General features: G+C 40.5%; 22 protein-coding genes and 1 pseudogene. 12 read left to right on the top strand and 11 right to left on the bottom strand.

Annotation, left to right across the window (positions count from 1 at the left end; genetic code table 11):
• Positions 1-201: 201 nt before the first annotated feature.
• Positions 202-663: a thioredoxin family protein gene (locus CWB65_RS15040; RefSeq protein WP_033024905.1), complete on the bottom strand. Its 462-nt coding sequence runs from the start codon at positions 661-663 to the stop codon at positions 202-204.
• Positions 664-792: 129 nt separating this feature from the next.
• On the opposite strand from CWB65_RS15040, the gene CWB65_RS15035 reads away from it, so the two are divergent.
• The 4 genes from CWB65_RS15035 (at position 793) to CWB65_RS15020 (ending at position 6,022) form a co-directional block, all read left to right on the top strand.
• Positions 793-3,348 carry a CotH kinase family protein gene (locus CWB65_RS15035; protein ID WP_138740905.1) on the top strand — a complete coding sequence of 852 codons (2,556 nt, stop codon included), beginning with the start codon at positions 793-795 and terminating at the stop codon, positions 3,346-3,348.
• A gap of 77 nt (positions 3,349-3,425) precedes the next feature.
• Positions 3,426-4,340 (top strand): polyphosphate polymerase domain-containing protein, encoded by a 915-nt coding sequence (locus CWB65_RS15030; RefSeq protein WP_138740904.1) that lies wholly within the window; start codon positions 3,426-3,428, stop codon positions 4,338-4,340.
• 1 nt (position 4,341) lies between these two features.
• Positions 4,342-4,941 (top strand): DUF4956 domain-containing protein, encoded by a 600-nt coding sequence (locus tag CWB65_RS15025; RefSeq protein WP_138740903.1) that lies wholly within the window; start codon positions 4,342-4,344, stop codon positions 4,939-4,941.
• Complete coding sequence (locus tag CWB65_RS15020; protein ID WP_138740902.1) at positions 4,931-6,022, top strand: OprO/OprP family phosphate-selective porin; 1,092 nt, start codon at positions 4,931-4,933, stop codon at positions 6,020-6,022. Before CWB65_RS15025 ends, CWB65_RS15020 begins: the two co-directional genes overlap by 11 nt.
• Positions 6,023-6,675: 653 nt before the next feature.
• On the opposite strand, the gene CWB65_RS15015 is transcribed toward CWB65_RS15020, so the two are convergent.
• The 3 genes from CWB65_RS15015 to CWB65_RS15005 form a co-directional block, all read right to left on the bottom strand.
• On the bottom strand, positions 6,676-7,053 hold the full coding sequence (locus tag CWB65_RS15015) for a hypothetical protein (RefSeq protein ID WP_010557084.1): 378 nt from the start codon (positions 7,051-7,053) through the stop codon (positions 6,676-6,678).
• A 123-nt stretch (positions 7,054-7,176) separates the two neighbouring features.
• Positions 7,177-7,932 (bottom strand): DUF4435 domain-containing protein, encoded by a 756-nt coding sequence (locus CWB65_RS15010; RefSeq protein ID WP_171047594.1) that lies wholly within the window; start codon positions 7,930-7,932, stop codon positions 7,177-7,179.
• A complete protein-coding gene (locus CWB65_RS15005) occupies positions 7,925-9,082 on the bottom strand; it encodes an AAA family ATPase (protein ID WP_138740900.1) in 1,158 nt (385 codons plus the stop codon). Before CWB65_RS15005 ends, CWB65_RS15010 begins: the two co-directional genes overlap by 8 nt.
• 548 nt (positions 9,083-9,630) lie before the next feature.
• On the opposite strand from CWB65_RS15005, the gene CWB65_RS15000 reads away from it, so the two are divergent.
• Complete coding sequence (locus tag CWB65_RS15000; RefSeq protein WP_138740899.1) at positions 9,631-10,116, top strand: hypothetical protein; 486 nt, start codon at positions 9,631-9,633, stop codon at positions 10,114-10,116.
• Positions 10,117-10,134: 18 nt separating this feature from the next.
• On the opposite strand, the gene CWB65_RS14995 is transcribed toward CWB65_RS15000, so the two are convergent.
• On the bottom strand, positions 10,135-11,340 hold the full coding sequence (locus CWB65_RS14995) for an anhydro-N-acetylmuramic acid kinase (RefSeq protein WP_138740898.1): 1,206 nt from the start codon (positions 11,338-11,340) through the stop codon (positions 10,135-10,137).
• Between the two features lie 147 nt (positions 11,341-11,487).
• Between CWB65_RS14995 and CWB65_RS14990 the strand changes: the two genes are divergently transcribed.
• The 3 genes from CWB65_RS14990 (at position 11,488) to CWB65_RS14980 (ending at position 13,857) form a co-directional block, all read left to right on the top strand.
• A complete protein-coding gene (locus CWB65_RS14990; RefSeq protein ID WP_138740897.1) occupies positions 11,488-11,976 on the top strand; it encodes a GNAT family N-acetyltransferase in 489 nt (162 codons plus the stop codon).
• Positions 11,977-12,156: 180 nt separating this feature from the next.
• On the top strand, positions 12,157-13,185 hold the full coding sequence (gene curA, locus CWB65_RS14985; RefSeq protein WP_138740896.1) for an NADPH-dependent curcumin/dihydrocurcumin reductase: 1,029 nt from the start codon (positions 12,157-12,159) through the stop codon (positions 13,183-13,185).
• A gap of 54 nt (positions 13,186-13,239) precedes the next feature.
• Positions 13,240-13,857, top strand: a complete 618-nt coding sequence (locus CWB65_RS14980; RefSeq protein ID WP_006793540.1) for a glutathione S-transferase family protein — start codon at positions 13,240-13,242, stop codon at positions 13,855-13,857.
• 154 nt (positions 13,858-14,011) lie between these two features.
• Here CWB65_RS14980 and CWB65_RS14975 read toward each other — a convergent pair whose 3' ends face one another.
• Entirely contained in the window at positions 14,012-14,680 is a 669-nt protein-coding gene (locus CWB65_RS14975; protein ID WP_138740895.1) for a winged helix-turn-helix domain-containing protein, read from the bottom strand.
• Entirely contained in the window at positions 14,673-15,998 is a 1,326-nt protein-coding gene (locus CWB65_RS14970; protein WP_138740894.1) for a DUF4118 domain-containing protein, read from the bottom strand. The genes CWB65_RS14975 and CWB65_RS14970 overlap by 8 nt, the downstream gene beginning before the upstream one ends.
• Positions 15,999-16,279: 281 nt before the next feature.
• Here CWB65_RS14970 and CWB65_RS14965 point away from each other — a divergent pair, with 281 nt between their 5' ends.
• The gene (locus CWB65_RS14965) at positions 16,280-16,933 is read left to right on the top strand and encodes a potassium channel family protein (protein WP_138740893.1); all 654 of its coding nucleotides are present in this window, start codon (positions 16,280-16,282) and stop codon (positions 16,931-16,933) included.
• A gap of 2 nt (positions 16,934-16,935) precedes the next feature.
• Positions 16,936-18,300: a TrkH family potassium uptake protein gene (locus CWB65_RS14960; protein WP_138740892.1), complete on the top strand. Its 1,365-nt coding sequence runs from the start codon at positions 16,936-16,938 to the stop codon at positions 18,298-18,300.
• Positions 18,301-18,336: 36 nt separating this feature from the next.
• On the opposite strand, the gene CWB65_RS14955 is transcribed toward CWB65_RS14960, so the two are convergent.
• The 4 genes and pseudogenes from CWB65_RS14955 to CWB65_RS14940 all read right to left on the bottom strand — a co-directional run bounded on the left by CWB65_RS14955 (position 18,337) and on the right by CWB65_RS14940 (position 22,324).
• Entirely contained in the window at positions 18,337-18,645 is a 309-nt protein-coding gene (locus tag CWB65_RS14955; protein WP_138740891.1) for a YkgJ family cysteine cluster protein, read from the bottom strand.
• A gap of 140 nt (positions 18,646-18,785) precedes the next feature.
• Positions 18,786-19,193, bottom strand: coding sequence for a substrate-binding domain-containing protein (locus tag CWB65_RS14950; protein ID WP_010556059.1), 408 nt, complete (start codon positions 19,191-19,193; stop codon positions 18,786-18,788).
• Between the two features lie 12 nt (positions 19,194-19,205).
• Positions 19,206-20,278, bottom strand: a pseudogene (locus CWB65_RS14945) (porin).
• A 117-nt stretch (positions 20,279-20,395) separates the two neighbouring features.
• Positions 20,396-22,324: a RecQ family ATP-dependent DNA helicase gene (locus CWB65_RS14940; RefSeq protein WP_138740890.1), complete on the bottom strand. Its 1,929-nt coding sequence runs from the start codon at positions 22,322-22,324 to the stop codon at positions 20,396-20,398.
• Positions 22,325-22,561: 237 nt separating this feature from the next.
• Here CWB65_RS14940 and CWB65_RS14935 point away from each other — a divergent pair, with 237 nt between their 5' ends.
• Complete coding sequence (locus CWB65_RS14935; protein WP_138740889.1) at positions 22,562-23,866, top strand: NAD(P)/FAD-dependent oxidoreductase; 1,305 nt, start codon at positions 22,562-22,564, stop codon at positions 23,864-23,866.
• Positions 23,867-23,976: 110 nt separating this feature from the next.
• Positions 23,977-25,476, top strand: a complete 1,500-nt coding sequence (locus CWB65_RS14930; protein WP_138740888.1) for a phospholipase effector Tle1 domain-containing protein — start codon at positions 23,977-23,979, stop codon at positions 25,474-25,476.
• The last annotated feature ends 221 nt before the right edge of the window (positions 25,477-25,697 follow it).

Raw genomic sequence — 25,697 nt, 5'->3', positions numbered from 1 at the left:
AAAATAATTAATAAAACCCAATATCTTTTTGAACCATCTAAATTTTCACCGCACACAGGGCAAGATGATGACGCGATTGGAGTCTCGTTAAGATTTGTCGTTTTAACTACAGGTGAAGTAATCCCTGCTTTACACTTTTTACACTTCATAAATATCCATTTTAACTATAAATAAAATTGCGGGATGATTCTCACATAACCCTTACAAACCCTGTGTTAAATCTTCTGCCAATGACCCCGTTGGTTTTTCAATCACACGCACCAACTCTTTACCATTTTGTTTAACAATAAATGTAGGGGTGTATTTTAAATCATGTGCCTCAGCAACACCTGCATCGTCTCGCTTGTTGAAACCCACAGCCACATAGTTAACACTTGCCAGTTCAACTTTTGACTGTTCAAGAAGCTTAATGAGTTTAGGTACTTCGCGGTGGCTGTCGTGACACCAAGTACCAAATAATACAATTAGCTCTTTACCTTCTAGCTTTTGCATTAACGCAATGTCTTGTGCTGTTGGCGTGAATGCTTTGTATTGCTCGCTAAACTTATCGTAATCGTTTAGTAAAGCCTGCGCGCTTATCTCACCTGAAAATGGCGCAACATCGTCAGCACACGCTGCCAATGGCATGCTTAAGGCGCATAATAAAATTAATTTTTTAATCATTAGGTTAAGGTAACTTTTAAAATGAGTAATTAAGTTCACTATACTGAATATTACTGAATGTTTACACATTGTTTGCACCTTCTTTTTTTATTGTTTTACCACGTTATTAAAATAAAAAAGATCGCATCAATGACCATAAAACCCCTACTATTTTATTCATTAATTACCTCCACTACATTTTTGTATGGCTGTGGCGGTACTGAGCAAACAACCGATAGCAGCACAGAGCAAACTGACTCATCATCAACAATTACCTCAACGGGCTTAGTTATTAACGAAATTGTTGCAAGCCCACGCGATACCACCTACGATTGGATTGAGCTATACGCCACTGAAGATATAGCCGACTTATCGGTATTTTCACTTGTTGATGATAACGCCGACAGAGAGCCTCAAGCTTTGCCCGCAGCATCGCTTTCCCAAGGTGAGTTTATTGTTATTCAAGCCATTGATGAAACCGATACACCGCCCGATAACGGTTATTACGTCACCTTTAAACTAGGTAGCGACGATGCGGTTACGTTATACGAGGACGGCACTGCTATCTCTGTACTTGATTGGGAAGAAGGCGAAGCCGCTGAAGGTTTTAGTTACGGCTTATATACCGATGGCACCGGCACCGCGCAAACACTAACGCCCACAGAGGGCGCAGCTAACCAAACAGCAGATACCTCAACACTTGTTACAACGCTAATTGCTGAAGATGCGCCACTGCGTATAAACGAAGTAGTAGCAAAAGATAGCGGCGGTGGCGAGGACTGGATAGAGCTTTATGTAACAAGCAGTAGCGATGTGTATTTAGCAGACTACACACTAAGTGATGACAATAACGAACAATTTGCTCTACCCGATATCACGTTATCGCCGGGTGAGTTTTATCGTATTTACGCAAGCACCGATGATTTAGGCGACCTGCCAAGCGTTGCGTTTAAATTAGGCTCAAGCGATACCGTAAACCTTTACAGTAACAATGTAATTATAGAGCAGTTATCGTGGAATAAAGGCCAAGCGCTAAGTGGTTACAGCTATGGCCGCTACCCAGATGGCAGTGATGCAACTGCGGTACTCACTCCAACAGAACTTAGCTCAAACAGCCAAGCAACCCACGGGCCACTCGTTATTAACGAAATAGTGGCAAGCGCCGCAGACGATGGCAACGACTGGTTTGAGCTATACAACAACAGCGCAAATACAATTAGCTTAGCCAACTACAAAGTTATTGATGAAAGCGACGACATAGACCCCATCACTCTACCCGACATAGATTTATACGCTGGTGAATACATAACTATTTATGCCACCGATGAAGACCCAGGCACTTACTACGTACCTTTTAAACTAGGCAAAGAAGACGAGCTAAGCTTAATACTCAACGATGAAGTAATTGACTACATTGACTGGGATGAAAGTGATGTAGCCACAGGCTTTAGTTACGGCCTAAGTAGCAGTACTGGCTTTACTCATGCGTTTTTAACACCTACTCCAAGTAGTGAAAATACAGTGGCAACCGCCTTTACACCCACAGCGGTTAATACGCTTTCTATTACAATTAGCGACGAAAACTGGCAAGACATTCTAGATAACCCACTTGATGAGGAATACCACGAAACCGCTATTACCTTTAATGGGGTAACACTCGATAGCGTGGCTATTCGCACTAAAGGCGGCTCAAGTTTAAGAAGTGTTGCCAACTCTAGCAGCGACCGTTACAGTTTTAAGGTTGATATTAACGAATATGTGTCGGGGCAAAAGTTTTTTGGGCTAAAAAAATTCACACTACAAAACTCGTTTAACGACCCGTCGTACATGCGTGAAGTAATCGCCTACGATCTTATGGATGAAATGGGCGTGCCAACGCCTGAGCACGCTTACGTTAACTTTTATGTAAACGGCGAGCTATTTGGTTTGTACTTAATGGTAGAAGCAATAGATGGCGAATTTGTTGAAAAACACTTTGCCAACAGTAACGGCGATTTATACAAGCCAGATGGCACAGGCAGCGATTTATTATGGCTAGGTGACGACATACAAAGCTACACCGATATAAACCTGCAAACCAACGAAGACACCACAGATAACGGCGCCTTTATTAACTTTGTTGAATCGCTCGATAAAGGCGAAGCAAGCGCCATAGATATAGATACGCTTCTGCGTTATATGTCGGTTAGTACTTCACTGTCTAATTTAGATAGCTACCACGGGCCGCTTGCACATAACTATTATATTTACGATGACGATGGCGTATTTAGCATTTTGCCGTGGGATTTTAACGAGTCATTTGGCACCTTTGCCATGGATTGTAATGGCGTAGATGTAAGAGAGCTCTACATTGATGAGCCTGTAAGCGGCGCATTAAGCGAGCGCCCATTAATTGCTAATGTCTTTGCCGAGCAAAGCCACCTAGACACCTACCACAGTTACTTAACACAGCTTATTAATGGCTCACTTTCAAGCGATACATTTAACGCACGCGTAAATGAAATAGCCGACCTAATTCGTGAGCACGTACAAAACGACCCAACCAGCTTTTATGGCTCAACCTACTTTGAGCAAAACCTAACCTCTACAACGGGGCAGTTTTACGGCTTAACGTCTTTTATGCAGTACCGCGTAGCAAATATGGCCGCGCAGCTCGATGGCACATTGCCTTCAGCTGGCGATGGCAGCGGATTTTGCGCTAGATAAACAGCCCATCCTTTGCGCGGTGCCAGCACGCTGGCACTGCACTCTATTACTTTGCAATTTAATAATCTGAGAAAGTTATGACAATTCAACCACGTTTTAAGGATGAACTTTTTGAAAAGGATACTTCAATTGCATCTGTAGCATTGGCTGCAATAAACACTAAAAATAAGCAGGCTCAGCCTGAAAAACCAGATGCGCATGGCTCATTAACAAGCTTAATTAACGAGTTACTTATTCCGTTTGAAGGTTACGGATTAAACGATCTTAATAACGCTAATTTAATGAACCGTGTAGACAGTAAGTTTATGCTACCACTGTCTTTTTTACCTGAGCTACTTACTCATATACAAGGCCAGTACCGTGTACTTGATATACAAGGCAAGCGTTTATTCTCTTATTATAATCAGTATTTTGATACGCCCGCTCTCGATTTATATAAAGCCCATCATAACGGTAAGCTAAATCGCTACAAAGTACGCCAAAGGCGCTACGTTGATACCGCCACCGAATACCTAGAAGTAAAACTAAAAAACAACCAAAGCCGCACAGTAAAAACACGTATTAAGCTCGAAAAAAACAACGAGCAAGCCCATTGTACTGCGTTTATGAAAGAGCAAATGAAAAACAGCTTTGCACATTTAAACGTAACCCAGCAAAGCGGCTATAACCGTATAGCGCTAGCCAACGAAGAAAAAGCCGAGCGCTTAACGCTTGATTTTAACCTGTGGTACAACACCCCAAAAGGGGATAACAAAATAACCTTACCAGGCTTTTTTATTGCCGAACTTAAGCAACGTAAAAAAACAAAACGCTCGCCATTTTATAAACTTATGAGCAAACACCACATATTCCCAGCCTCGTTTAGTAAATACTGCATTGGCTGTGCTTTGCTCTACCCCGAGCGCTTAAAAGTAAACCGCTTTAAACCTGTTTTAGCCCGTTTAAAACACCTTAACCGCACTAACCCACTATTACCTTTAGAGAATAATTAAAATGACAAAATTAGATCTTATTTTTCTTTCCCGCTTTTTAGTAAACATCCTATCGCTGGCTGTACTTTGCTATGGCTGTTATTTTCGCATCAGTAAAAATGCAGTGGTGGCAGGCTCGTTTATTTTATTTGGCGTAGGCGTTTTTATTATTACCTTTTTGCTGCACGGGGTTGATATGTCGATGGAATTTGCATTTGGCCTATTTGCCGTATTTACCATGCTAAGGTATCGCACTGAGTCTATTTCGATTAAAGAGATGACTTACTTATTCCTTGTTACTGCCATTGCTTTACTGACCTCTGTAGGGCAAATGAGCTTAATTGAGCTAAGTATTCTTAATGGCATTATTTGCTTAATTGCCTTTTTGATTGACTCAAGCGTATTTGTAAAACACTACGAAGTACAAAGCGTTTGCTACGAGCGCATAGAAAACATAACCCCACAAAACCAAGCCACACTAATCGATGATTTAAAACAGCGCACAGGCCTAAACGTCGTTGCCGTAGATATAGAACACATCGACTTTTTAAGAGACGTAGCGCAACTAAAAGTAAGTTACCTAGCCGAAAAACAAACAAAGGCAGCCCAACATGACCTCTAAACAAACGATGACTTATGCGGCACTTTCAGCTCTTTGCCTTGTTAGTAACGCAACCTTTGCCAAAATTAACGACGATATAGACCTAAGCGGCTATATTATGCTCGACTACAACAAGTTTGATACCTCATTGTTAGAGGGGCAATACGAAAGCAGCAGCTCAGAAAGTACCTCTGAAATACGCCGCGCACGCCTAAGTTTTAAATCAGACATAAGCAAAGATTGGAAAAGTAAATTTCAGCTTGGCTTTGCCGATGGCGAAACCGAAATAAAAGACGCCTACTTAGAATACTCTGGCTGGGAATTTGCCGATTTAACCATAGGCCAACAAAAAGAAGGTTTTGGCCTAGAAAAACTAACTAGCTCGCGTAAATTGCTAATGATCGAACGCAGCATGATAAGCGAAGCATTTTCACCAGGGCGTAGTTTAGGTATTAGCCTTTCCGGGGACATAGCCTCAGTAAATTGGCAGCTAGGTTATTACAAGCCCGACGAAAACGAAGCAACGTCTGCTATTACAGGGCGCGTAGCTTGGGTGCCATGGCAGCAAAACACCAACCTTTTACACCTAGGCGTCGCATTTAGTGAGAGGCAGTACGACGGTAACGAATTTAGAGTGAATGAACCTCTTGAAGTTTATACCGCCGACTCATTAATAGAAGGCGATAAAATTAATGCCGATAGCCTCTCACAACAAGGCGTAGAGCTACTATGGCTTAAAAACAGATTTACCATGATGGCCGAGTGGCAACAAGCACAAGTAACCAGTATTGAAAATACAACTAACGATTACAAAGGCGGCTATTTGCAATTTGGTTATCAGCTATCGGGCGGATACCGTAAGTATAAAAACGCAAAACTAGGCGCAAGCTCAGAGCCAGGCTGGGAGCTCACTGGCCGCTACAGCCTACTTAAGCTCAAGCAAGAAAACCAAGACGCTAAAACCTACTCCCTCGGCGTTAACTACACCGTAAACAAAAACATAAAGTTTATGGCCGACTACATTAAAGCCGATTACTACGAGGCAGGCGGTACAATCACATCGGGCAATGCAATCTCATTAAGGCTGCAGTATTCGTTTTAATGCGCTTTGTAGTTTTAAGCCGGTTAATCTAAAACTACAAAGCCCTGTGTTAAACGTAACGTTTAGCACAGGGCTTTTTAATTAAGCTGTTATGGCCAATATAATAAATAAACTGCAAAAAGATTACTAATCAAGCTGGAACTCATCGCACTAACTTAAAAGCTTGAGCTCCTGTCCAAGCCAAGCTCTCTCGGAGCGGGCAACTGTGGGGCTAATGGATGAAGTAAAGCTTGCCGCCTGTGGCTGCAAAGTAATGAGGAGGTGTACACTAAAACGGGTGAGGAGCAAATTCCGCTGACTTGGCTTGTTATATTGCAATTTAACCAACTAACAACCGTAAAAAATGCCAAAAACCCCGACGAAGACTAATGCACCTCCAAGTTTGTTATAAAACCTACGCGCATATATTACCCCATCGTCTTCATTCTTTTCTAATTTGAAAAACAGCTTTCCAGCGCCATAATCATTTCGCAAAAGTGTCTTGGTGGGCATGAATATCACAACCAGACCACCAACTAAAAATCCAATTGCCACCATCAAGTTCAAGGCTCACCTCTTGCAATATAACGCCCAATTAACAGGCAAAAAATAGTTGGTTAAAATAAGCGACGAAGGAGCAAAACCAACTGTTTTTGTCCTTGTTTAATTGTTTGTTAGGTAACATTTACCACGTTAGCCTTACTTTTCGACTGCCATAGCCAAATAGAAGAACCAATACAGAAACCTAGAAATAATGTTTGAAGTTGTAAAGCAGAACTATCCGAAAGAACGTTTAATAAATAAAAAGCAACAGAATTAATTGCTACGTCGCTAAGCATTATAACCAGTGTTAACACCAAACCAGCGTTACGCCATTTAATTAACAAGTAAACAGCCACAATATCTATAACAGCCAACGCTGTCCAATAAATATTAACCCATTCAGGAGCAAATTTATAAGGCAAGAATCCATAATATAAATTATCAAATATGTGAGTTGCACCACCTATAAATAGGCAGAAACACAAAACGAAAATTACTACTCTATCCATGAGTCTATACACCTGATTTGTTACCTAACGTCTTACTAATGCGCGCATAAATGCTTGGCTAAACTTAGCGACGAAGGAGCAAAAGCCAAGCGTTTTGCGTCCTATTGAGTAACTTTGTTAGGGCTACGCCACAGCTAATTTATTTTCCATATCACAAACTAAACGTTGCAATAGATCGTTACCCCCCTGTTTTAGTGCTATTTCAACTAAATTTTTATCACTAAAAGATGAAAACCTTCCTTTTTTTGACATAAACCTAGATAGCATTTGAAATAACTGCTTTCCTCTCACGTTTGAGTCGTACGCGTTAGCCACAAACTCCAAAGTTTGTGTATTTGGTTCTCTAAAGCCTATCCTTTGTGAAAATAGAGGGCAAAGTTGTGTATTGTCAGGAGAAATAACATTTATATGAGCACTAACCTCTAAAGTTTTGTTCTCACTTTGATTAGCATTATACCTTTCTAATTCAAAAGCATACCATCGCAAAATCAATGTTCTTAACAATTCAAAACTTGAGCTATCTTCTTCATCAATGAAGCTATGAATTGTTGAACCTTGGTAAATATCATTTTCTATGCAATAACCTTCAGTAAAGATAATATCTTTCCTATCATCTGGTATACCATCAAACCTGTAAGAATCTTTATCGGCTATAAAAACAATATTCTTGTCAGCGAACTCATGCTTTCTATCATGTATTTTAAAAAGTGTACTACGGCCTCCGCAAGGTTGTATTGAAACAACTCGAGATGATAACTTGGATTTTAAATATCTATAAATATAGACATCATCTGAACCCTCAATTACTAAAGTTGGTAAACTCGATCTCTTTAACGTACTTACTATCTCTTGAACAGAAGGAGTTACTCTATTACTCAATTGAGTTCCCCTTATCATTGCCAATCATTATTTCTTTATCTTCGAACTGGGAGTATATAAAAGGTGAATGGGTCGCGATAAACAACTGGTTAGAGGTGCCTTGCTCCACCATGATGTCCAGCAAAACCCGTTGCCAATCTACATGCAAACTTAATTCGGGTTCATCAATAAAAAATGGGCAATTAGTATGAAGCGCGTTGTAACATAAGAAGCTAAGCATTTGTTTTTCACCAGCAGAAAGCGATTCAGAGTCAATGCTATCTGTTATGTCACCTAGAGTTACTCTGGGGTTCAGGCGAATCCCTTTGTGTTCGAAAATAGAAACAATCATATTTGATAAAACATCTAGTGATTTGAAAGCCTCCTCTCTCACCCCATCAAACTCTATTACATCTTGATTTATTTTATCGAGTGTGGATATAGCATCTTTAAGGGCATCCTCTCTCGTAGAGTTTGAATCCCGGTAGCCCTTAATTTCTTTGAAGATAGTTTCAGACAATGACTTCGAATATTGTTCAACTTTCCTAGTAGCATCACTATGTTTTCGTGTGACTAATTGCTGGATATCTATCGTAGAAATTGAGGAAACAAATTTATGGTTTTCAACTGAAAGCATCCCTGCATGTGATTCAAGCGCATCTTGAATTTCTCTTCCACCTGAACTGCCTTGAATATAAAAATCTCGATCATCCTTTCTGATAACTTTTCGCCTGCTCGACGACCTATCATCCATTGAAAATCCACCTTCAATTCTCCGAAAGGTTGGAAAAAAAATAGAGGTATCAAATAGATCTACAGTGATCCTATTTGCTAATTCAACATATTCTTCACGGTGCACAGGCTCTTTTTTATCTAGTAACAATTCGCCATCTGCACTCGTAACTAAAAACCGAGCTAACTGTTTATCCTTCGAATTAGTTAATTCAACATTCAAGGTATATTTAGATGTTTTGACTATTACTTTTGAAAATATGATCTCTCTAATGGCTCGTTCAATATTTGCGCTAACGCAATACCAAAGCAGCTTTAAGATAGTAGTTTTACCTGAACCATTTTTACCTGTAATAATATTTATATCTTGATTGAAAGTAAGGCTGATTGGCTTTACAGAGCCATTTAACCCCTCAATGTTTAGTGAGAGTATTTTCATTTATTCTTCCGTAATTGAATTTTGAGTTGCCCTAACATGTTTATAGCGAGCGAATCGCGCGTTTTTCTACCACGGCGAAGCTCGTTTTCCTTGTTTGTTTATTAGTAACAAACTTGCCAACTAATTGCCAGCGTTATTAAAATCCTTCAGTGATCGCTTTTCTACATAGTATAAAACGAGCAACGGGGTCGTTTTATTGACTATGCGAGCGACTGAGCCACAACTGCATATACATACAGTACAAATTCGATGGATTGAAAATGAAAACTCGCTCTGCGTATTTAAATTATATTGCTGCCTACATGCTTACCCCACAATATTTATAAGCACTATTTATAAGCACTATTTATACTCTCTTAGGCTGGATCGCAAGTTTCACCTACTTTGACAACAAACGTTACCTAAATTAAATGAAAACCCTGTAACGATCTTTTTTGATCAAAAAGCTGCGATTATCCGATTAAGTGCAATTTGTCATAAAACTGCAATCTAAGTAGGCGATAATTTAAACTCAAACTGTATTTTTTATAATCTAGAAGACGAAGTAAATGACCACACCTTTAGTGCAACTAACATTTGCACTGCAATCACTTGATGATCCGATGTCTGCGGCTATGAGCCACACCATGGAATACGAAAACCTTTCGGTACAAGCTAATGCGCTTCATGCAATTACATTGCAATGCGATTTGCCAGATGCTGTACATGAAGGTGATGTTATTTCGCTTAGCGCAACACATCCAAGTGCACGTGGCGCTCAGTATTTTACTGAGAACGTTATTACGCAAGCCGATTTAGAGCGCGGTTACGTTAACCTTACTTTAAACAAAATTACCCATAGCCAATGTTTTGTAATGCAGCTTATGTTGCACGGAAAATACGCTACATTAAAAAATAGCCTTCAGTTTGATATGAATATTAACGCATTTGAGGGCGGCTACAACACGCCACTCGTAAATATCGAGCAGTCAAAACCACAAGGTTTTCGCCGATATTTTGCAGGGGTAAGCTCGACCTTTTTATCATTGTTTTAAAACGCTTATCAATAGCGGTTAGTCGGGAAAGCTTATTTTTCCCATAGTCACTCCCGCAATACCTTGCGCGGTATTATTAAGGTGTTGCTGCTCACCAGCTAGGCATTCGTTGGCTAAAATAGCAAATAACACGGCTTCTTTAGCGTCGGGATCTATTCCTAATACCTGTGTGTTTTTAAACGCCTTAACCTCTGGGCAAAGGTTTAAAAGCTGCTCCATTAATAGTGGGTTATGTATTCCACCACCACTGGCATACACCACACAATTTGCCTCGTGTTTAGCACACTGTTTTATTGCATCGCTTATTACATTAGCACTAAATGCATTGAGTGTTGCCATTACATCGTGGTGAGTTAAGTCAAGCGTATTGGTGAGTCCTTGAGCCGCTTTTAAATACGCTAAATTAAACACTTCTGGCCCTGTTGTTTTGGGCATGCTTAAATTAAAAAAGTCATCTGCGCATAATGCATGAAGTAAAGGCATATTTACTTTCCCTGCTTTTGCTATTTTTGCACCGTCGTCAAAATGCATCCCCTCAAAATATTTTTGTACGTAGGCATCCATTATTGTATTACCCGGGCCAATATCAGAGCTAAATACACTGTTTGCATCACCGCTTTTGGGTAAAAAAGTTAAGTTAGCTATACCACCCATGTTAAGTAAAATACGGTTTTCAACAAGGCTTGAAAAAAACAAGTAATCGCCATATACCGCAAGTGGGGCACCTTCGCCTCCTGCGGCTATGTGTTTTTGCCTAAAATCGCCAATAGTTGTAATGCCGGTAGTAACGGCTATTTGGTCGCTGTCGCCAATTTGTAATGTGCCATTAGTAAAGCTTTTATGATTATGCTGCGACTGTGGGCAGTGGTAAATTGTTTGCCCATGACTGGCTATTACATCAATACTTGCTGGATTTACCTGCCAAGTATGTAAGCACTGATTAACCATATTGCCATGGAGCTTACCTACCCAAGGGTGCAATAAGGTTACTAGTTCTAAATCGCACTCTCGCTTTGCAAATACCTGCTTTATTTTGCTTTTATAATCGTCGCTATATTCAACGGTGGTAAAATTTAATATTTCAATACATGTGTTTAAGCCCGCGCCGCTTACCTTACACAGCGCTACATCGAGCCCATCTAACGAGGTACCACTCATTAAACCTACAATTAAACGGCTTGGCTTTTGGGCACTATTATATAGGGCGGCTATGTGTGGGTGCATAAAAGGTATCTTAAACAGTATTATATTTTGCTTATATTAGAGTACTTTAAAACAAAGTTATAGGCGTAAGCGGTTAATCTTTGTGATTGTGCAATCTCTAATTGCTTGCTAAGTTAAACCGTATTCAGCCCATACTTAATTAAAGCAATGATTACCCTAAGAGACTTTAAACCAAAGGACGCGCCACACATTATTAATACCTTAAACGATGAACAGGTGACGCGCTTTTTATCGTCTAAAATTCCATTTCCGTATACCCAAGCCGACGCCGATTGGTGGATAAACCAAGGCTCTAAAAGTGGAATAGTTAAGGCCATTGTTGTAGATGAGCAATTTGCGGGGTGTATAGGCATAACGCCCGGAGAATTCGAGTATAGCCGCAGTGGCGAAATAGGCTATTGGCTTAATAGTGACTTTTGGGGGCAAGGAATAATGACTCACGCTATTACAAAAATTTGCGATGACGCATTTAAAACCTCAAACCTAAACCGTATTTTTGGCGCCGTATTTGCTGGTAATACTGGCTCTATGAAGGCACTTACTAAATGTGGTTTTAAGGCCGAGGCCGTTCTTAAACAAGCCATTTATAAAAATGGCGCATTTTACGATAGCCATATTTTTAGCAAGCTCAAATAAACCGTTTAGAATAATTACTCCGCTTAAGGTTGAATTAACAGCCCCTCGCCCAAAACTCCTGTTATAAGGTACAAATTTGTACATACATTTACTACTTAACGCGCATTATTGTTTATGCCAATCGGGTTATTAAACGCATACACATTCGTTAAGTGGGTTCATATTCAAAAGGAGAATTTTATGTCTGCAACTAGTCGTCAACTTACTTTAGCATCACGCCCACACGGTGCTCCAACCGATAAAAACTTTGAGCTTAAAACAGTCGATTTACCAGCCCTAAAAGATGGCGAAGTACTGCTGCGCACTATTTATTTATCACTTGACCCATACATGCGTGGCCGCATGAGCGACGCAAAGTCGTACGCCGATCCGGTAAACGTGGGTGACGTAATGGTTGGCGCTACCGTATGCCAAGTAGAAGAGTCTAAAAACGATAAATTTAGCGAAGGCGAGTGGGTACTTGCCTATACAGGTTGGCAAAGTTACTCCATTAGTAATGGCGAAGGCCTTATGCAATTAGGCAAAGAGCCTGCTAATCCTTCGTACGCGCTAGGCATTATGGGTATGCCGGGCTTTACGGCGTATATGGGCCTACTTGATATTGGCGCACCTAAAGAAGGCGAAACGGTAGTAGTAGCCGCAGCAACGGGGCCAGTTGGTGCAACCGTTGGCCAAATAGCTAAAATTAAAGGCTGTAAAGTGGTAGGCGTTGCTGGTGGCAGCGAAAAATGTGCCCATGCAGTTGAAAAACTAGGGTTTGATGCATGTATTGATCACAAAGCCGATGACTTTGCAGAGCAACTAGAAAAAGCCTGTGATAAAGGCATAGATGTTTATTACGAAAATGTGGGCGGTAAAGTGTTTGATGCCGTATTACCATTACTTAATACCGCAGCTCGTGTACCGCTGTGTGGTTTAGTATCGCAGTATAACGCCACAAGCTTACCTGAAGGCCCTGACCGTATGGGTATGCTAATGGGGCAGCTGCTTACTAAACGTATTAAAATGCAAGGCTTTATAATTTTTGACGACTACGGTCACCGCTACGATGAATTTGCACAAGACATGCAAAAGTGGCTGCAGGATGGCAAAGTACAATACCGCGAGCACATGGTAGAAGGTATTGAAAACACTGTAAGCGCATTTAACGATATGATCAGTGGTAAAAACTTTGGTAAAACCGTTGTTAAAATCAACGATGCACTTTAACTAAAATATACAAACACAGCGTTGCTGCAACCAGCAACGCCAACAAGGACTGACATGATAAAACTACATCATTTAAATAAATCGCGCTCAAAACGTATTATTTGGCTTTTAGAAGAACTAGAAGTTGATTACGAAATTGTTGCTTATCAACGTAACAAAGACACATTTTTAGCGCCTGATGAGCTAAAGCAAGTTCATCAACTCGGTAAGTCGCCAGTTATTGAAGACGATGGTTTAATTGTTACCGAATCTGGCGCTATTACTGATTACTTAATTACTAAATACGGTAACGGAAAGTTTGCACCAAAGGCTGGCACCGCTGACTACGTTGATTACCAACAATGGCTACACTTTGCTGAAAGCTCTGCAATTTTACCGCTACTACTTAAAATGTTTGTGCTTAAAGATGGCGCTAAAACACAATTTTTAGAAGGCTACGCCGACGCCGAAACCGCTAAAGTTATTAGCTACTTTAACGACCGGCTAGAAGGTAAACGTTATTTAGTTGGCGACACCCTAACCGGCGCCGATTTCATGATGTCGTTTATTGTTGAAATTGTTAAAAACTCAGGCCAGCTAGGTCACTTTAAAAACCTAGTAAAATACGACGAGCAATTACAAAGCCACGAGAAGTTTCATACGGCTAATGAGCTAGAAGCTAAATACGACTAATTTTATACGCCTATGACTGTGGAAACACAGTCATAGCAAACATTTTTGCTGCTCTGTTTTGTTTACACTAATTTGCTTAAGCGTATTAAAATTCAATTAAAAATAATTTATCTGGATCACTGTGCTGTAGAGTAAAACTCTAAAGTTCTCATTTTTAGTCAACCAATCGATAACCCACGGCCGGTTCAGTTAAAATATATTTTGGACTCGCAGGGTTAGCCTCTAGTTTTTGTCTAAGCTGTGCCACATGGACTCTTACGTATTCAGGTCGCTCTACATACTGCGCTCCCCAAATATGGCTTAAGATTGCATTATGGGTGAGTACTTTATTTTTATTTTGAAACAGCAATAAGAGTATTGCGTACTCTTTTTTAGTGAGTTTTACCTCACCTCCAGAAGCAGTAACACTGTGCTTTTGCGGATCTATTTTTATATTCCCGCAGGTAAATGCCACACTCGGTTGGCTTTGGGTCCGTAATAAAACCCGAATTCGGGCTAGCAACTCATTCGCGCTAAACGGTTTAGTAATATAGTCATTTGCCCCATTATCAAGCGCTGTGACTTTTTCAACTTCGCCATCTCGAGCTGAGAGTACTAAAACAGGTAAGGCACTCCATTGTCTAAACTCAATTAACCAGTCTTGACCATCCATATCTAACAAGCCTAAGTCTAATAATACAAGATCGTAACTTTGCTCACTTAAACGTGCAAAACCATCTAAGCCTTTATCACAAATACTTAGCTCGTAACCACTGGCTTGCAACAAGGTTTTTAAAAAGCTTTGTAGAGGGAGAGAATCTTCCAATATCAAGATTTTAGTCATTATCTTTTTCCCAGATTAACTTTGCGTACGCCATATTTGTTTCGTTATTAATTGTTAATGTAAATGTGCCCTGGTGAAATTTAGCAACCACATCACAAATAATACTGCCTAACCCAACGCCTTCATCGCTACTTGTTTGCGCTTTAGTGATCACGTTATTAGTGAGAATTAGCTGATAACATACCTTTTGCTGATTAGTACTTTGCGTAAATTCAACGCTTACCTTTTTATCACCATAACGCCATGCATTTTCGAGCATATTAGCCAGCGCAATTTCTAACAAAGTCACATCCCCTTCGCATGTTGTCTGAGCATCTATATTGGTATTTATGATAAAATCAGTGAGTTGCTGCTGTCTTCTAGCTTTAGCTTCACTAAGTAGTGCTTGTAAGTTTATTGTTTGCCAACTTAGGTTTTCACCCATTTTATTAACTCGGCTTAACTCCATTACTTTATCAAAGTGCTCATTTAGTATTTTACTTTGCTCATAAATATTACTCGCTTGCTCTTTTATCACGCTGTCACTGAGGGTAATCTCATCATCTGCAAGCATGCTCGATGCGCCCATAATGGTTGCCAGTGGTGTGCGTAAATCGTGAGATAAACTGCGTAAAAGTGCATTTTTAGCGCGCTCTAATTCCGCTTGCACCGAAATAGCAGCCGACTGTTGGCGTAATAACGTTTTTTCATGTACTTGATAAAGTAGCGAAATAGCGGTATCTGCGAAGGCTCTTTGCCCTTGCGTTAACCGTTTAGTAAAATTAAGCCCGCCCAAACTCGGGCTAGCCTCACTAAGCAATATAAATTCACTATTGCCCCGCGGTGCTGCAGGCATAAATGTGCAAGATGCGTTTAAATGCTTACCGATCCGCTGCACAAAGTACTTTTTTTGTTCATCCAGCGTATCTAGACTGTTTAAGTCTTTGGCCAGTTCGTACAAGGTGCGACTATTACTCGCATGTAATTGCACATCCCTAACTTTAGTACTGAGCTCCCCTGCCAATTGGCTGATCACAAAGCCAACAATCAGCATAACCATAAAGGTTACTAAATATTCTATGTTTTCAATATGAAAAGTAAAATTTGGAGCAACAAAAAACCAATCTGTACACGCTACACTCACTAAGGTGGTCAGTATGGCAAGACGACGATTACTGCGCACAGCAACCCAAGTCACCCATAATAACTGAAGCATCACGATATCGGTGGTAGTAAACCAATTACGCACAGGGTAAATGGCAATAACCACAATTAATGGCATTATTACTGCCAAAAACAATGCGTTATACCAACGTGGTTTAGCCTCTGCCTGATTCATTAATTATTCCTCTAACATTTGAGCACCTAGATTACTGCCTTTTCGATATTGCCTCTATAAAGTTTTTATAAAGTTTTTTATCTGATTCGTTAAATCTTTATAAAGCTTTTAACGCCTACCTTCATTGTTACTTTAATAACTCATATTCTAACTTCAGCAGAAGGAGTAATAGGTGTGTTGGGTTGGATAAAAATAGTGATGCTTACAGCCTATGTATTAACTGTTTATTGACCAAATGAACTTTACCACTTCTCTCTTTTAACTTTAATTTAGGTATCAACATGGCACATTTTACAGTGATCGGATTAGGTCGATTTGGCATTGCAGCAAGCCTTGAGTTAATTCATTTAGGGCATACAGTCACTGGGGTTGATAGTAACCCTAAACTCGCTGAAAAATATGTTGAGCATTTATCAGAAACCGTTGTTTGCGACTCCACTGATGAAGCCGCACTTAAAGAGCTTGATTTAGCGAGCAGTCAGGCAGTTTTAGTGGCGATTGGAGAAGACATGCAATCGAGCATTCTGTGCACCCTTGCATTAAAAAACCTAGCTGTTAAGCAAATATGGGTAAAAGCGAGCACTAAAGCACATCACACAATTATTTCTAAGCTGGGTGTAACACGCATCATTCATCCTGAAGAAGAAATGGGCGTGCGCGTTGCACAAGCACTTAATTACCCTGTAGTAAACGACTATATTTCCTTAGGCAATGGCTTATACGTTGTTGAAGTAAGTATAAAAGCGCACTTACATAAAACAAAACTAAGGCATTTACTTAAAGAAATAAAAAGCACTGTAAACCCATTATTGGTCAAGCGCGCAAAGCAAACGTTTGTCAAACTTGATGACGACTTTGAGTTACTTACTTACGACATTTTACTGTTATCAGGTAGCCGAGCCGAACTAAACTATCTTGCACCAAGGCTTTTATAATTATGGTTTTATGGCACCCTCTCAAAACACCTATAGATCGAAAAGCCAATGGGCATAAAAAACTCAATGCGGCTCCACCGCTTGTTCTCTGCTGTAGTTTTTTAATATTAATAACGCTAGGGGCGTTGGCGTTAAAACTACCTTTTGCAACCTATGCGCCTATTTCATGGATACAAAGTGCGTTTACAGCAACCTCCGCGGTGACTGTAACCGGATTAGTTGTAGTCGATACTGGTTCAGTGTTTACTCCTTTTGGACAAGGCGTTATTGCGCTATTAATTCAACTAGGTGGTCTGGGTTTAATGACCTTTGCGGTTGTAACTTTAATGGCGCTGGGTAATAAAGTTGGCTTTATTCAAAAAACAGTGACCAAAGCAGCCTTTAATCAAACAGATACATCGACTTTGGTAAATACCGCTAAGTCTGTTTTGCTGTTTGCGCTAATTGTTGAATCTTTAGGCATTATTATTTTAACGCTGTATTGGCTACCCGAAATGGGCTTACAAAAAAGCTTTTTTCATGCACTTTTTTATACTCTTAGCGCTTTTAACAACGCAGGGTTTGCATTGAGCCCCAATAGCTTAATGCAATATGTAGAAGACCCCGTTGTAAATTTAACAATTACCTGTTTGTTTATTATTGGTGGCCTAGGCTTTACCGTATTAACCGATTTATATAAATCAAAGCGTTGGGCTAAGCTCAGTCCCTACAGTAAATTAATGCTGATCAGCACTGTTATTATTAACGTTATTGCATTGTTGCTTATTTACGTAATTGAATACGATAACCCAAAAACACTGCAGCCGTTATCTGAAATAGGGAAATGGCTAGCAGCTTGGTTTCAAGCCGTTACTCCTCGCACTGCGGGGTTTAATACCATTGCTATTGAAGAGTTAAAAAATGCCAGTACCGCTTTAACTATGATGCTTATGTTTATTGGTGGCGGCTCTTTGAGTACTGCAAGTGGCATAAAGGTCGTTACGTTTATCGTTTTAATATTAGCAACCTATAGCTACTTAAGGCGTGACAAGGGCGTCACCGTGCTACGCCGAGAAATAGACAAAGATTCAGTATATAAAGCATTAGCCTTAACCGTTATTTCAGCGGGAGTCACTTGGTTGGCTATTTTTACATTGCTGGTCGTTGAAGATGCACCTTTTTTAGATATTGCTTTTGAAGCGGTATCGGCACTGGGTACGGTAGGACTTTCACGCGGTTTAACGTCATCGTTATCACCGCTGGGGGAGTTTATCATTATGTTTTTAATGTTTATGGGCAGAATAGGCCCGCTCACTCTCGCCTACTTTTTAGCAAGTCCACGAAGTAAAAAACTAAGATACCCAAGCGCACAACTCTCTATTGGTTAAAAACACAAACACGGGTTTATTAGTTAGTCCGTATTTTTAAATACCGGCTATTTCGCGCTCTGTAATACACTCGTTCGAGGCCATTTCAAACTCACGGCAAGTAAGTGGGCGGTTTTCATAAATGGTACACATTAGCGTATTGCGGTCGAGTGCTTGGCACCAACCATCATCGCCGCGTTTCATTACTTCGCTGCCCCACTTGTCGTAATCAATGTACTGAAAAGGCACACCGGTGTCGGTTACTATGCGCACTTCTAATTGGCAACAACACGCTTGGCAGTTAGCGCAGGTTACGGGCTCAGGTGTAGAGGAAATAGTTTTACTTGGAATAACAATGTGAGGCATAGTGGCTTAAATAAAAGAAACACACTAAGTAGGATACACGAGCAGGCTAAACGTGCTAGTTAATTTTAATGGTGAACAAATAGAGTAATAAAAAGCGTGCTACTCGTTAACACGCTTTATTGTTGGCTTTTAATGTTAAATTAAAAGTTTAATACCACCTTCACATCATCAGACACGGCAGATGCCGAAACAAACCCAATCGTATTTGGGTTAGCTGCAACCATTTTGATCACCTCTGAGTCATTTTCTAGCTCTTTGGGTGGTGTTCCTTTTCCCGTAAAAATAAGCTTTGACCAATAGGCTCTTAACTGCGACGCACTTTTATTAAGCAGTTTACTGTTAAACTGCTCCGTAGTCGGATTTTTTGAATCTTGTGATATTGGAATGATCGTATTGCCATTACTAAACGACTTTTCTTTTCCGGTATAAATTCGACTAATGACGGACTCATCAAAACTACTCTCGTTTGAAGGATGTACAATAATAGCAAAATCAGCAAAGGCAACATTGCTAAACAAAAACAGTACACATAACATTAATTTTTTCATTTTTAATTCCCCTTAAAATACAACATCAACACCAAGCGTGATTGCTTTACTATCACCCGCTACCGCTAACTCGAATGAATCATCTTTTACCCTGTCGTACTGCATTTTGAGTGCCGCCGAAGGATGAAAATCCCAACGAACCCCCACCGCAAAGGTATTATGGCTTTCAGTATCTCCCTCACCTTCTTGCTCAAAATCTGAAAACATCACATAAGGCGTAATTGCATCAAACCGATACCCTGCACTGATCATATAAGTGTCTAGGTTTCCGTCTAGATCTAAACGGTTAAGTTCGCTTAGTACAAAAAAGTCGCCAAAATCAAAATTGGCAGCTAAGCCATAAAATTTGCCATCACGGCTATCTTTTCCATCCCATAAAACCGGCTCTCCAGAACGAAAGCGTTTATTAGTGTATTGCATATGCGTTACTCTCAATTCAAGCCAATCATGGCTTAACGAAAGTACACCACCTAGCATATCTTCCCAAATTTCTCGGGTAGGCTCTTGAAAGAAAAAGTCTGATAGCAGTTTGTTGTCGTCATCGTCTTCTTTACCAGCATACACATTAGCAGACACACCCCACTCTCCAATCGAGCCAGAATAGAGAAGGTTTATGCCCTCATAGTTAAATACTTGCCATGTATAATTGTCGGCAGGTTACGCATCCATACATATGCGTAACCTACGTCAAAAAAATCTGAGTAATAAAAAAGAGGCAAACGCTTTTTACCTGCTTGAACCGTCCAATTATCATTTATTTCGTACGAAATATATGCCCACTCAAAATTAGCATCAAAATCGTTTACACCTCGGGCAACAATTTGACCTGTGACAGATAAGCCCTCACCAAGATCCCCCGACACTTGTATACCAATTAACGACTCTGGAGAGAAAGATAAGTCTTCTGTGTAGCCACTCACATTAGGGTAGTCAGCCAAAAAGGTTGGCTCAACACCATATTGCGGCACACCACTTCCACTGAGTACTTTACCCGCGTTAATACTTGCAAAGCCTGAAATATTAATTTCAGCGTAACTAGTCCCTGAAATAAACACTCCTAACAGCATCAATTTTTGCAGTTTCATCGTTCACCTCGTTTTATATGACCTTAATAGTCATGTTGAGTATAGTTAAACGCTGAAAAAACAAACAAAAATTTAACATTTTTTATAATTATGCAGGTTTGATCATTACTTTAATGGCTATCTGCCAAGCAGTGTGGCTTTTATATCGCTATACCGCTGTTGCTCACAAAGCGCAAATCCGCTAAGTTGGCGTACCTTATTACGAGCAAACAATGGCACGCTCATACCCGCTAAAAAACGGCACTGGGTTTCAACACCCACGTTATGAACTCCCTTTGTGGCCATATGCGCTATAAATTCGTCTACCTTTTGGTAAATAACCTCATCATTAATAGTGACCGGCGCTAATGAGTATTTGAGTTTTACTGCTTGCCCTCGACAAACTGAGCAATGCCCGCATTGCGCTGGCGCATTTTGATCGTCAAAATAGCGCGCTAAGTTATAACTCAAGCACGTTTGTAGCTCAAAAAAGCGCACTAAAGCAGCAATTCGTTTTATTTCAGCTTGTTCTTTATCAGCAAAGTAGTGGTGTAACTGCTGGGCAAGCTCTGGGTTATTTATAACTTCACTATGCACTTTATATACTTGGGTAATGCGTTTGGTTTCAAGCGTTATAAGGTTTTTTTCAGCTAGGTAGTCAAGCGCGGCCACAACCCGTTTACGGTCAACCTGCGCGGCTTGGGTAAGGGTGTCAAAATTGAGCGTGCCCCATATTTTTTTAAAATCAGTATAGCTAAATATTTGCGTTAAAAAAGCTTGGCGCTGCTCGTCAAACTGGCTAAGTAGCTCGTTTTTATCAACCAAGAACTTGTATTTAAAATCGGCATAATAGGCGTACTGCGGCGTAATTGCGCCTTGCATTTCAAGTTGAACCAGTAATGTTTTAAGTGCCAGTTGCCTAATATTACTTTCGCTTGAAAGGCTGTATTCTTGCATTTCCCATTGCTGTTGGGCTTGGCGAATATCGTTAATTACATATTCAATGCCACTCAGCTCAGGGGTGTCGCCATATACAAAGTTTTCTACTGTGTTTAGGCCATCTAAATTAGCAAGCGTGTAGCAGTTTGATGGGTTGCCATCGCGCCCTGCGCGGCCAATTTCTTGGCTGTAGTTTTCAATCGATTTTGGTAAATCGTAATGAATAACAAAGCGAATGTCTGATTTATCAACGCCCATACCAAAGGCTATAGTTGCTACAACTACGTTAATTTTACCCGCCATAAAATCATCTTGAATGTGCCACCGGAGTGTATCTTCAAGCCCTGCATGATACGCAACCGCCTGAATACCTTGCGCACTTAGCGTGTTAGCCACTTGCTCAGCACTTTGCTGCAGTGTTACATACACAATACCTGGGCCATTTTGCACACGCACTATGTTTGTAAGTTCGGTGTTTTTATCAGCCGTTTTTACACTTAGCACGCTTAAATCGAGGTTAGCGCGGTAAAAGCCAGTTTGTACAATGCACTCAGGGGCAATATTAAAACGCTCGCTCATGTCGCGTTTTACTTTTTTAGTGGCGGTGGCGGTAAGCAATAGTACTAGTGGAATATTTAGCTCTTCGCGATATCGCGGTAGTTTTAAGTAGTCAGGTCTGAAGTTATGCCCCCATTCAGATATACAGTGCGCCTCATCTACCACCAGCATAGACAGCGCAACCTGGCTTATAAACTCTCTAAATCGCTCGTTTTTAAAGCGCTCTACCGACACCATTAACACTTTAATTTTACCATTTCGCACATCGTTCATTACGGTGCTGCTTTGCATTTGGTCTTGGCTAGAATCAAGGCTTGCCGCGTAAATACCTTTGCTATTTAAAAAACTAATTTGATCTTTCATTAAGGCTAGTAATGGCGACACCACTAACGTTAAGTTTTCTAAATGCATAGCCGTTAGCTGATAACACAACGACTTACCCGACCCTGTAGGGAATATAGCAAGGGACGATTGCCCATTTAAAAGCTGCTCTATAGTTTGCTGCTGCCCTGCTCTAAACTGGTTAAAACCAAAATGTTGCTCAAGTGATTGTAAAAGCGGCGTATTCATAAAAATGTCCTTTTTGGCGTTGATAACACAGGGCTATAACAGAAAAATGCAGCCTAGATGAAGTATTTGCAAGTTAGTATACCGTAAATTAGGTGATTTACTGCTGACATATCCATTATTTAGGCGCACACTATAGCCCCATAAAAGTGAGCTTTGCCAAAATAATTTTCGATACCCAAGTCATTTTAAAAATAATAAAACAGATTGCTTGGGTATATTATTTTTAAGGGCATAGTCATGAACATAACCACTCCTAAGATCGTCGTTATTGGCGGCGGCGCTGGCGGATTAGAGCTTGCAACTCAATTAGGGCATAAACTAGGAAAGAAAAAACACGCAGAAATTTTATTAATAGACAAAAACCGCACCCACATATGGAAGCCATTACTGCACGAAGTAGCCACAGGCTCTATTGACCCCGATTTAGATGGCGTAGTTTACTCTGCCCATGCCGCAAAACATCATTATAATTTTCAACTTGGTACCTTTTGTAACATCGACCAAAGCAATAAAACAATTACTCTCGCACCACTTTTTGACGAACTTGGCCACACTATTTTGCCCAAACGCACTGTACGCTATGACCACCTTGTTATTGCTATTGGCAGTGTAAGTAACGACTTTAATACCCCAGGCATAAAAGAGCATTGCTACTTTTTAGATTCAAACCAGCAAGCTGAACGTTTTCAGCATTCTTTGCTCGATAGCTTTACCCGCCTTCATCAAGACGACAACCAGCAACAATCTCTTGATATTGCCATTGTTGGCGGCGGCGCAACAGGCGTTGAGCTCTCGGCAGAGCTGTATCACGTGTCTGAGCTATTAAAGCTATATGGGCTTACAAATATGTCGTCTAAGCGTTTGCACATTCATTTAATTGAAGCCGGCTCACGTATTTTACCTGCATTACCAGAGCGTATTGCCGTAAGTGCCAAACGCGAGCTGTTAAAATTGGGCGTAAACGTGCGAGAGCAAACACAGGTAAAAGAAGCCACCGAGCAAGGCTTTATAACAAAAGACGAAGAACACATAGATGCCGATATTATGGTATGGGCGGCAGGCGTAAAAGCGCCAGATTTTATTAAAGACCTAGGTGTTTTTGAGCTTACTCGCAGCAACCAAATTCAAGTAAACAAGTTCTTACAAAGCACCGTAGATGAAAGTATTTTTGTACTTGGCGATTGCTGCGCCTTTACCCAAGAAGACGGAAAACTTGTACCGCCACGCGCGCAATCGGCCCATCAAATGGCACAATGTGTTGAAAAAAACCTTATTGCAACACTTAAACACCAGCCGCTAAGCGAGTTTAAATACAGCGACCACGGCTCTCTCGTTAACTTATCGCGCTACAGCACAGTCGGTAATTTAATGGGTAACTTAACCAGCAACACCTTTTTTATTGAAGGTAAAATAGCCCGCTTTATGTATATATCGCTGTATCGTATGCACCAGCGCGCCATACACGGTAGCGCAAAAACCTTTGCGTTATGGATAAGCGAAAAAGTACTGCGTGTAGTGCGCCCTAAAATGAAATTGCATTAATAAATAACCCATGGCGGTAATAAGCAGATTTAATAAATTTTTATTACCGCTGTCTTTGATTTTTCACAATTCCCATGTAAATTTATACAAACCACTTAGGGAATAAGGCAATGACGGGAAAAACACTAGTTTTTAACTTTGATGGCACAGGAAATGAGCCCCGTGACGCAGACCAATTTAGCTCAGAGCATTTTAAAGAAGACAGTAGTATTTCTAACATTGTTAAGCTGCACTTATTATTAGGCGGCAAACTTGATGGTTCCCCCACTACACCTTTCTCGCAACAATTGAGCTTTTATTATCAAGGTATTGGCACTAAAGGTAGCCGGTTAAAACGCATTTTAAACCAAACTTTAGCGCCAAGTGGTGACGATGTTGCCAGTATTTTAAATCAAGCCATGCGTGATTTTAAAACGCATTACCAACTAGGCGATACCCTTTTACTTACCGGTTTTAGCCGAGGTGGCGCTCTCGCTAGGCGTTTTGCAAAAATTCTGGAACCTTTGATTAGTAATAATGTGTACGTATGTGTATTTGATACCGTGGCCTCAATTGGCTTATCAAAAGTGAGTAAAGCGACACGCGGCGCCGAGCACGTTATTTTTGAAAACCACACCATTGCTAATAATATTTCACAAGCACTGCACTGCGTGGCACTTGATGAAAAACGCCGTGCGTTTGAGCCTACGCTGATGAACCATCAAAATAACATTACTGAACTGTGGTTTGCAGGCGCGCATTCAGACATTGGCGGTGGATACTACCGTGATGGTTTAGCTGATATTTGCTTACGTTATGCACTTGAGTGGATTATTGAGCAGCCGTTAGCTATTTCATTGTTAACAAGTCACGATATTAACTACAAAACTCTTCTTCCAGATAGTAATTTAATTGCACAAGACGATCTCACTGTTATCCCCGACTCACTTGCACTGAGCCACCAGCAAAATTACTTTTGGTTAAACTCGTTCTTTAAGCTGGTAGATAGAGAGTGCTTTGTGCTGGTGGACAACGAAGCAAGTAATATTAAGCCATTAGTTCACCACAGTGTAGCTACACGAATTAATAAGCTCACCAGCTACCGTCCAGAGTCACTTAAAAAGCAGTCATACAACGTTAGCTACAGTGACAACAGCACCTTAAGTTTTACCGGCTTAAGTGCGCACATTACGCTTGCCAACCAAAATATGAGCGTATTAAGTATTGGCCAAAGCCAAGATGTGGTGGTATTTGCCAGTGAGTTTTATAACAAAACGGGCTTAATGCTCGAGCAAGGTGCAACTTATCGCTTTACCCCCTACCCTGATCAACATTGGTTTGACGACGGCATAAAGTGTACACCTAAGGGATGGCATCGAGATGACGTGCAATTAGGCGTTAAAGAAATTCCAATGGCATTACTTGAACCATTCAGACGACTTCCAGATGCTCAGTGGTTCTCATTAGTTGGTGCAATTAATAATAACGAAGAATTTTTATTTAAAATAGCTAATGACGCTACGGTGACTATTACTAAATCAGGTGAATTTAGTCCCTTCGCCAATGACTTAAGCCGCTTTTATGGCGCCAATGCAGGAAAAATAAAAGTAAAAGTAAGCCGCATAAGTTAAATGGGCTGAAGACGCGCAGCTTGATGGCGTTTAAAAGCAACGCTTTAACTGGGAACCACCGAGAAGCGAAGGAGAATACCTAGAAAAGTGACTAAACGATACGTGTGTTTTCACTGTGCAGCGCGAAGCGCCTCGGTGTACTCGGTGGTCATATACAGATAACTTATACTAATTTGCTTTGGCTGCTCGTTTACTCCTCTCTCTTCTCTTTGTGCATTTTT

This window comes from Pseudoalteromonas sp. S554 (assembly GCF_005930865.1).
In the GTDB taxonomy this organism is placed as follows: Bacteria; Pseudomonadota; Gammaproteobacteria; order Enterobacterales; family Alteromonadaceae; genus Pseudoalteromonas; species Pseudoalteromonas marina.
Note: the sequence above shows the minus strand (reverse complement) of the source record. Positions and strands in the feature narration are given on the sequence as shown.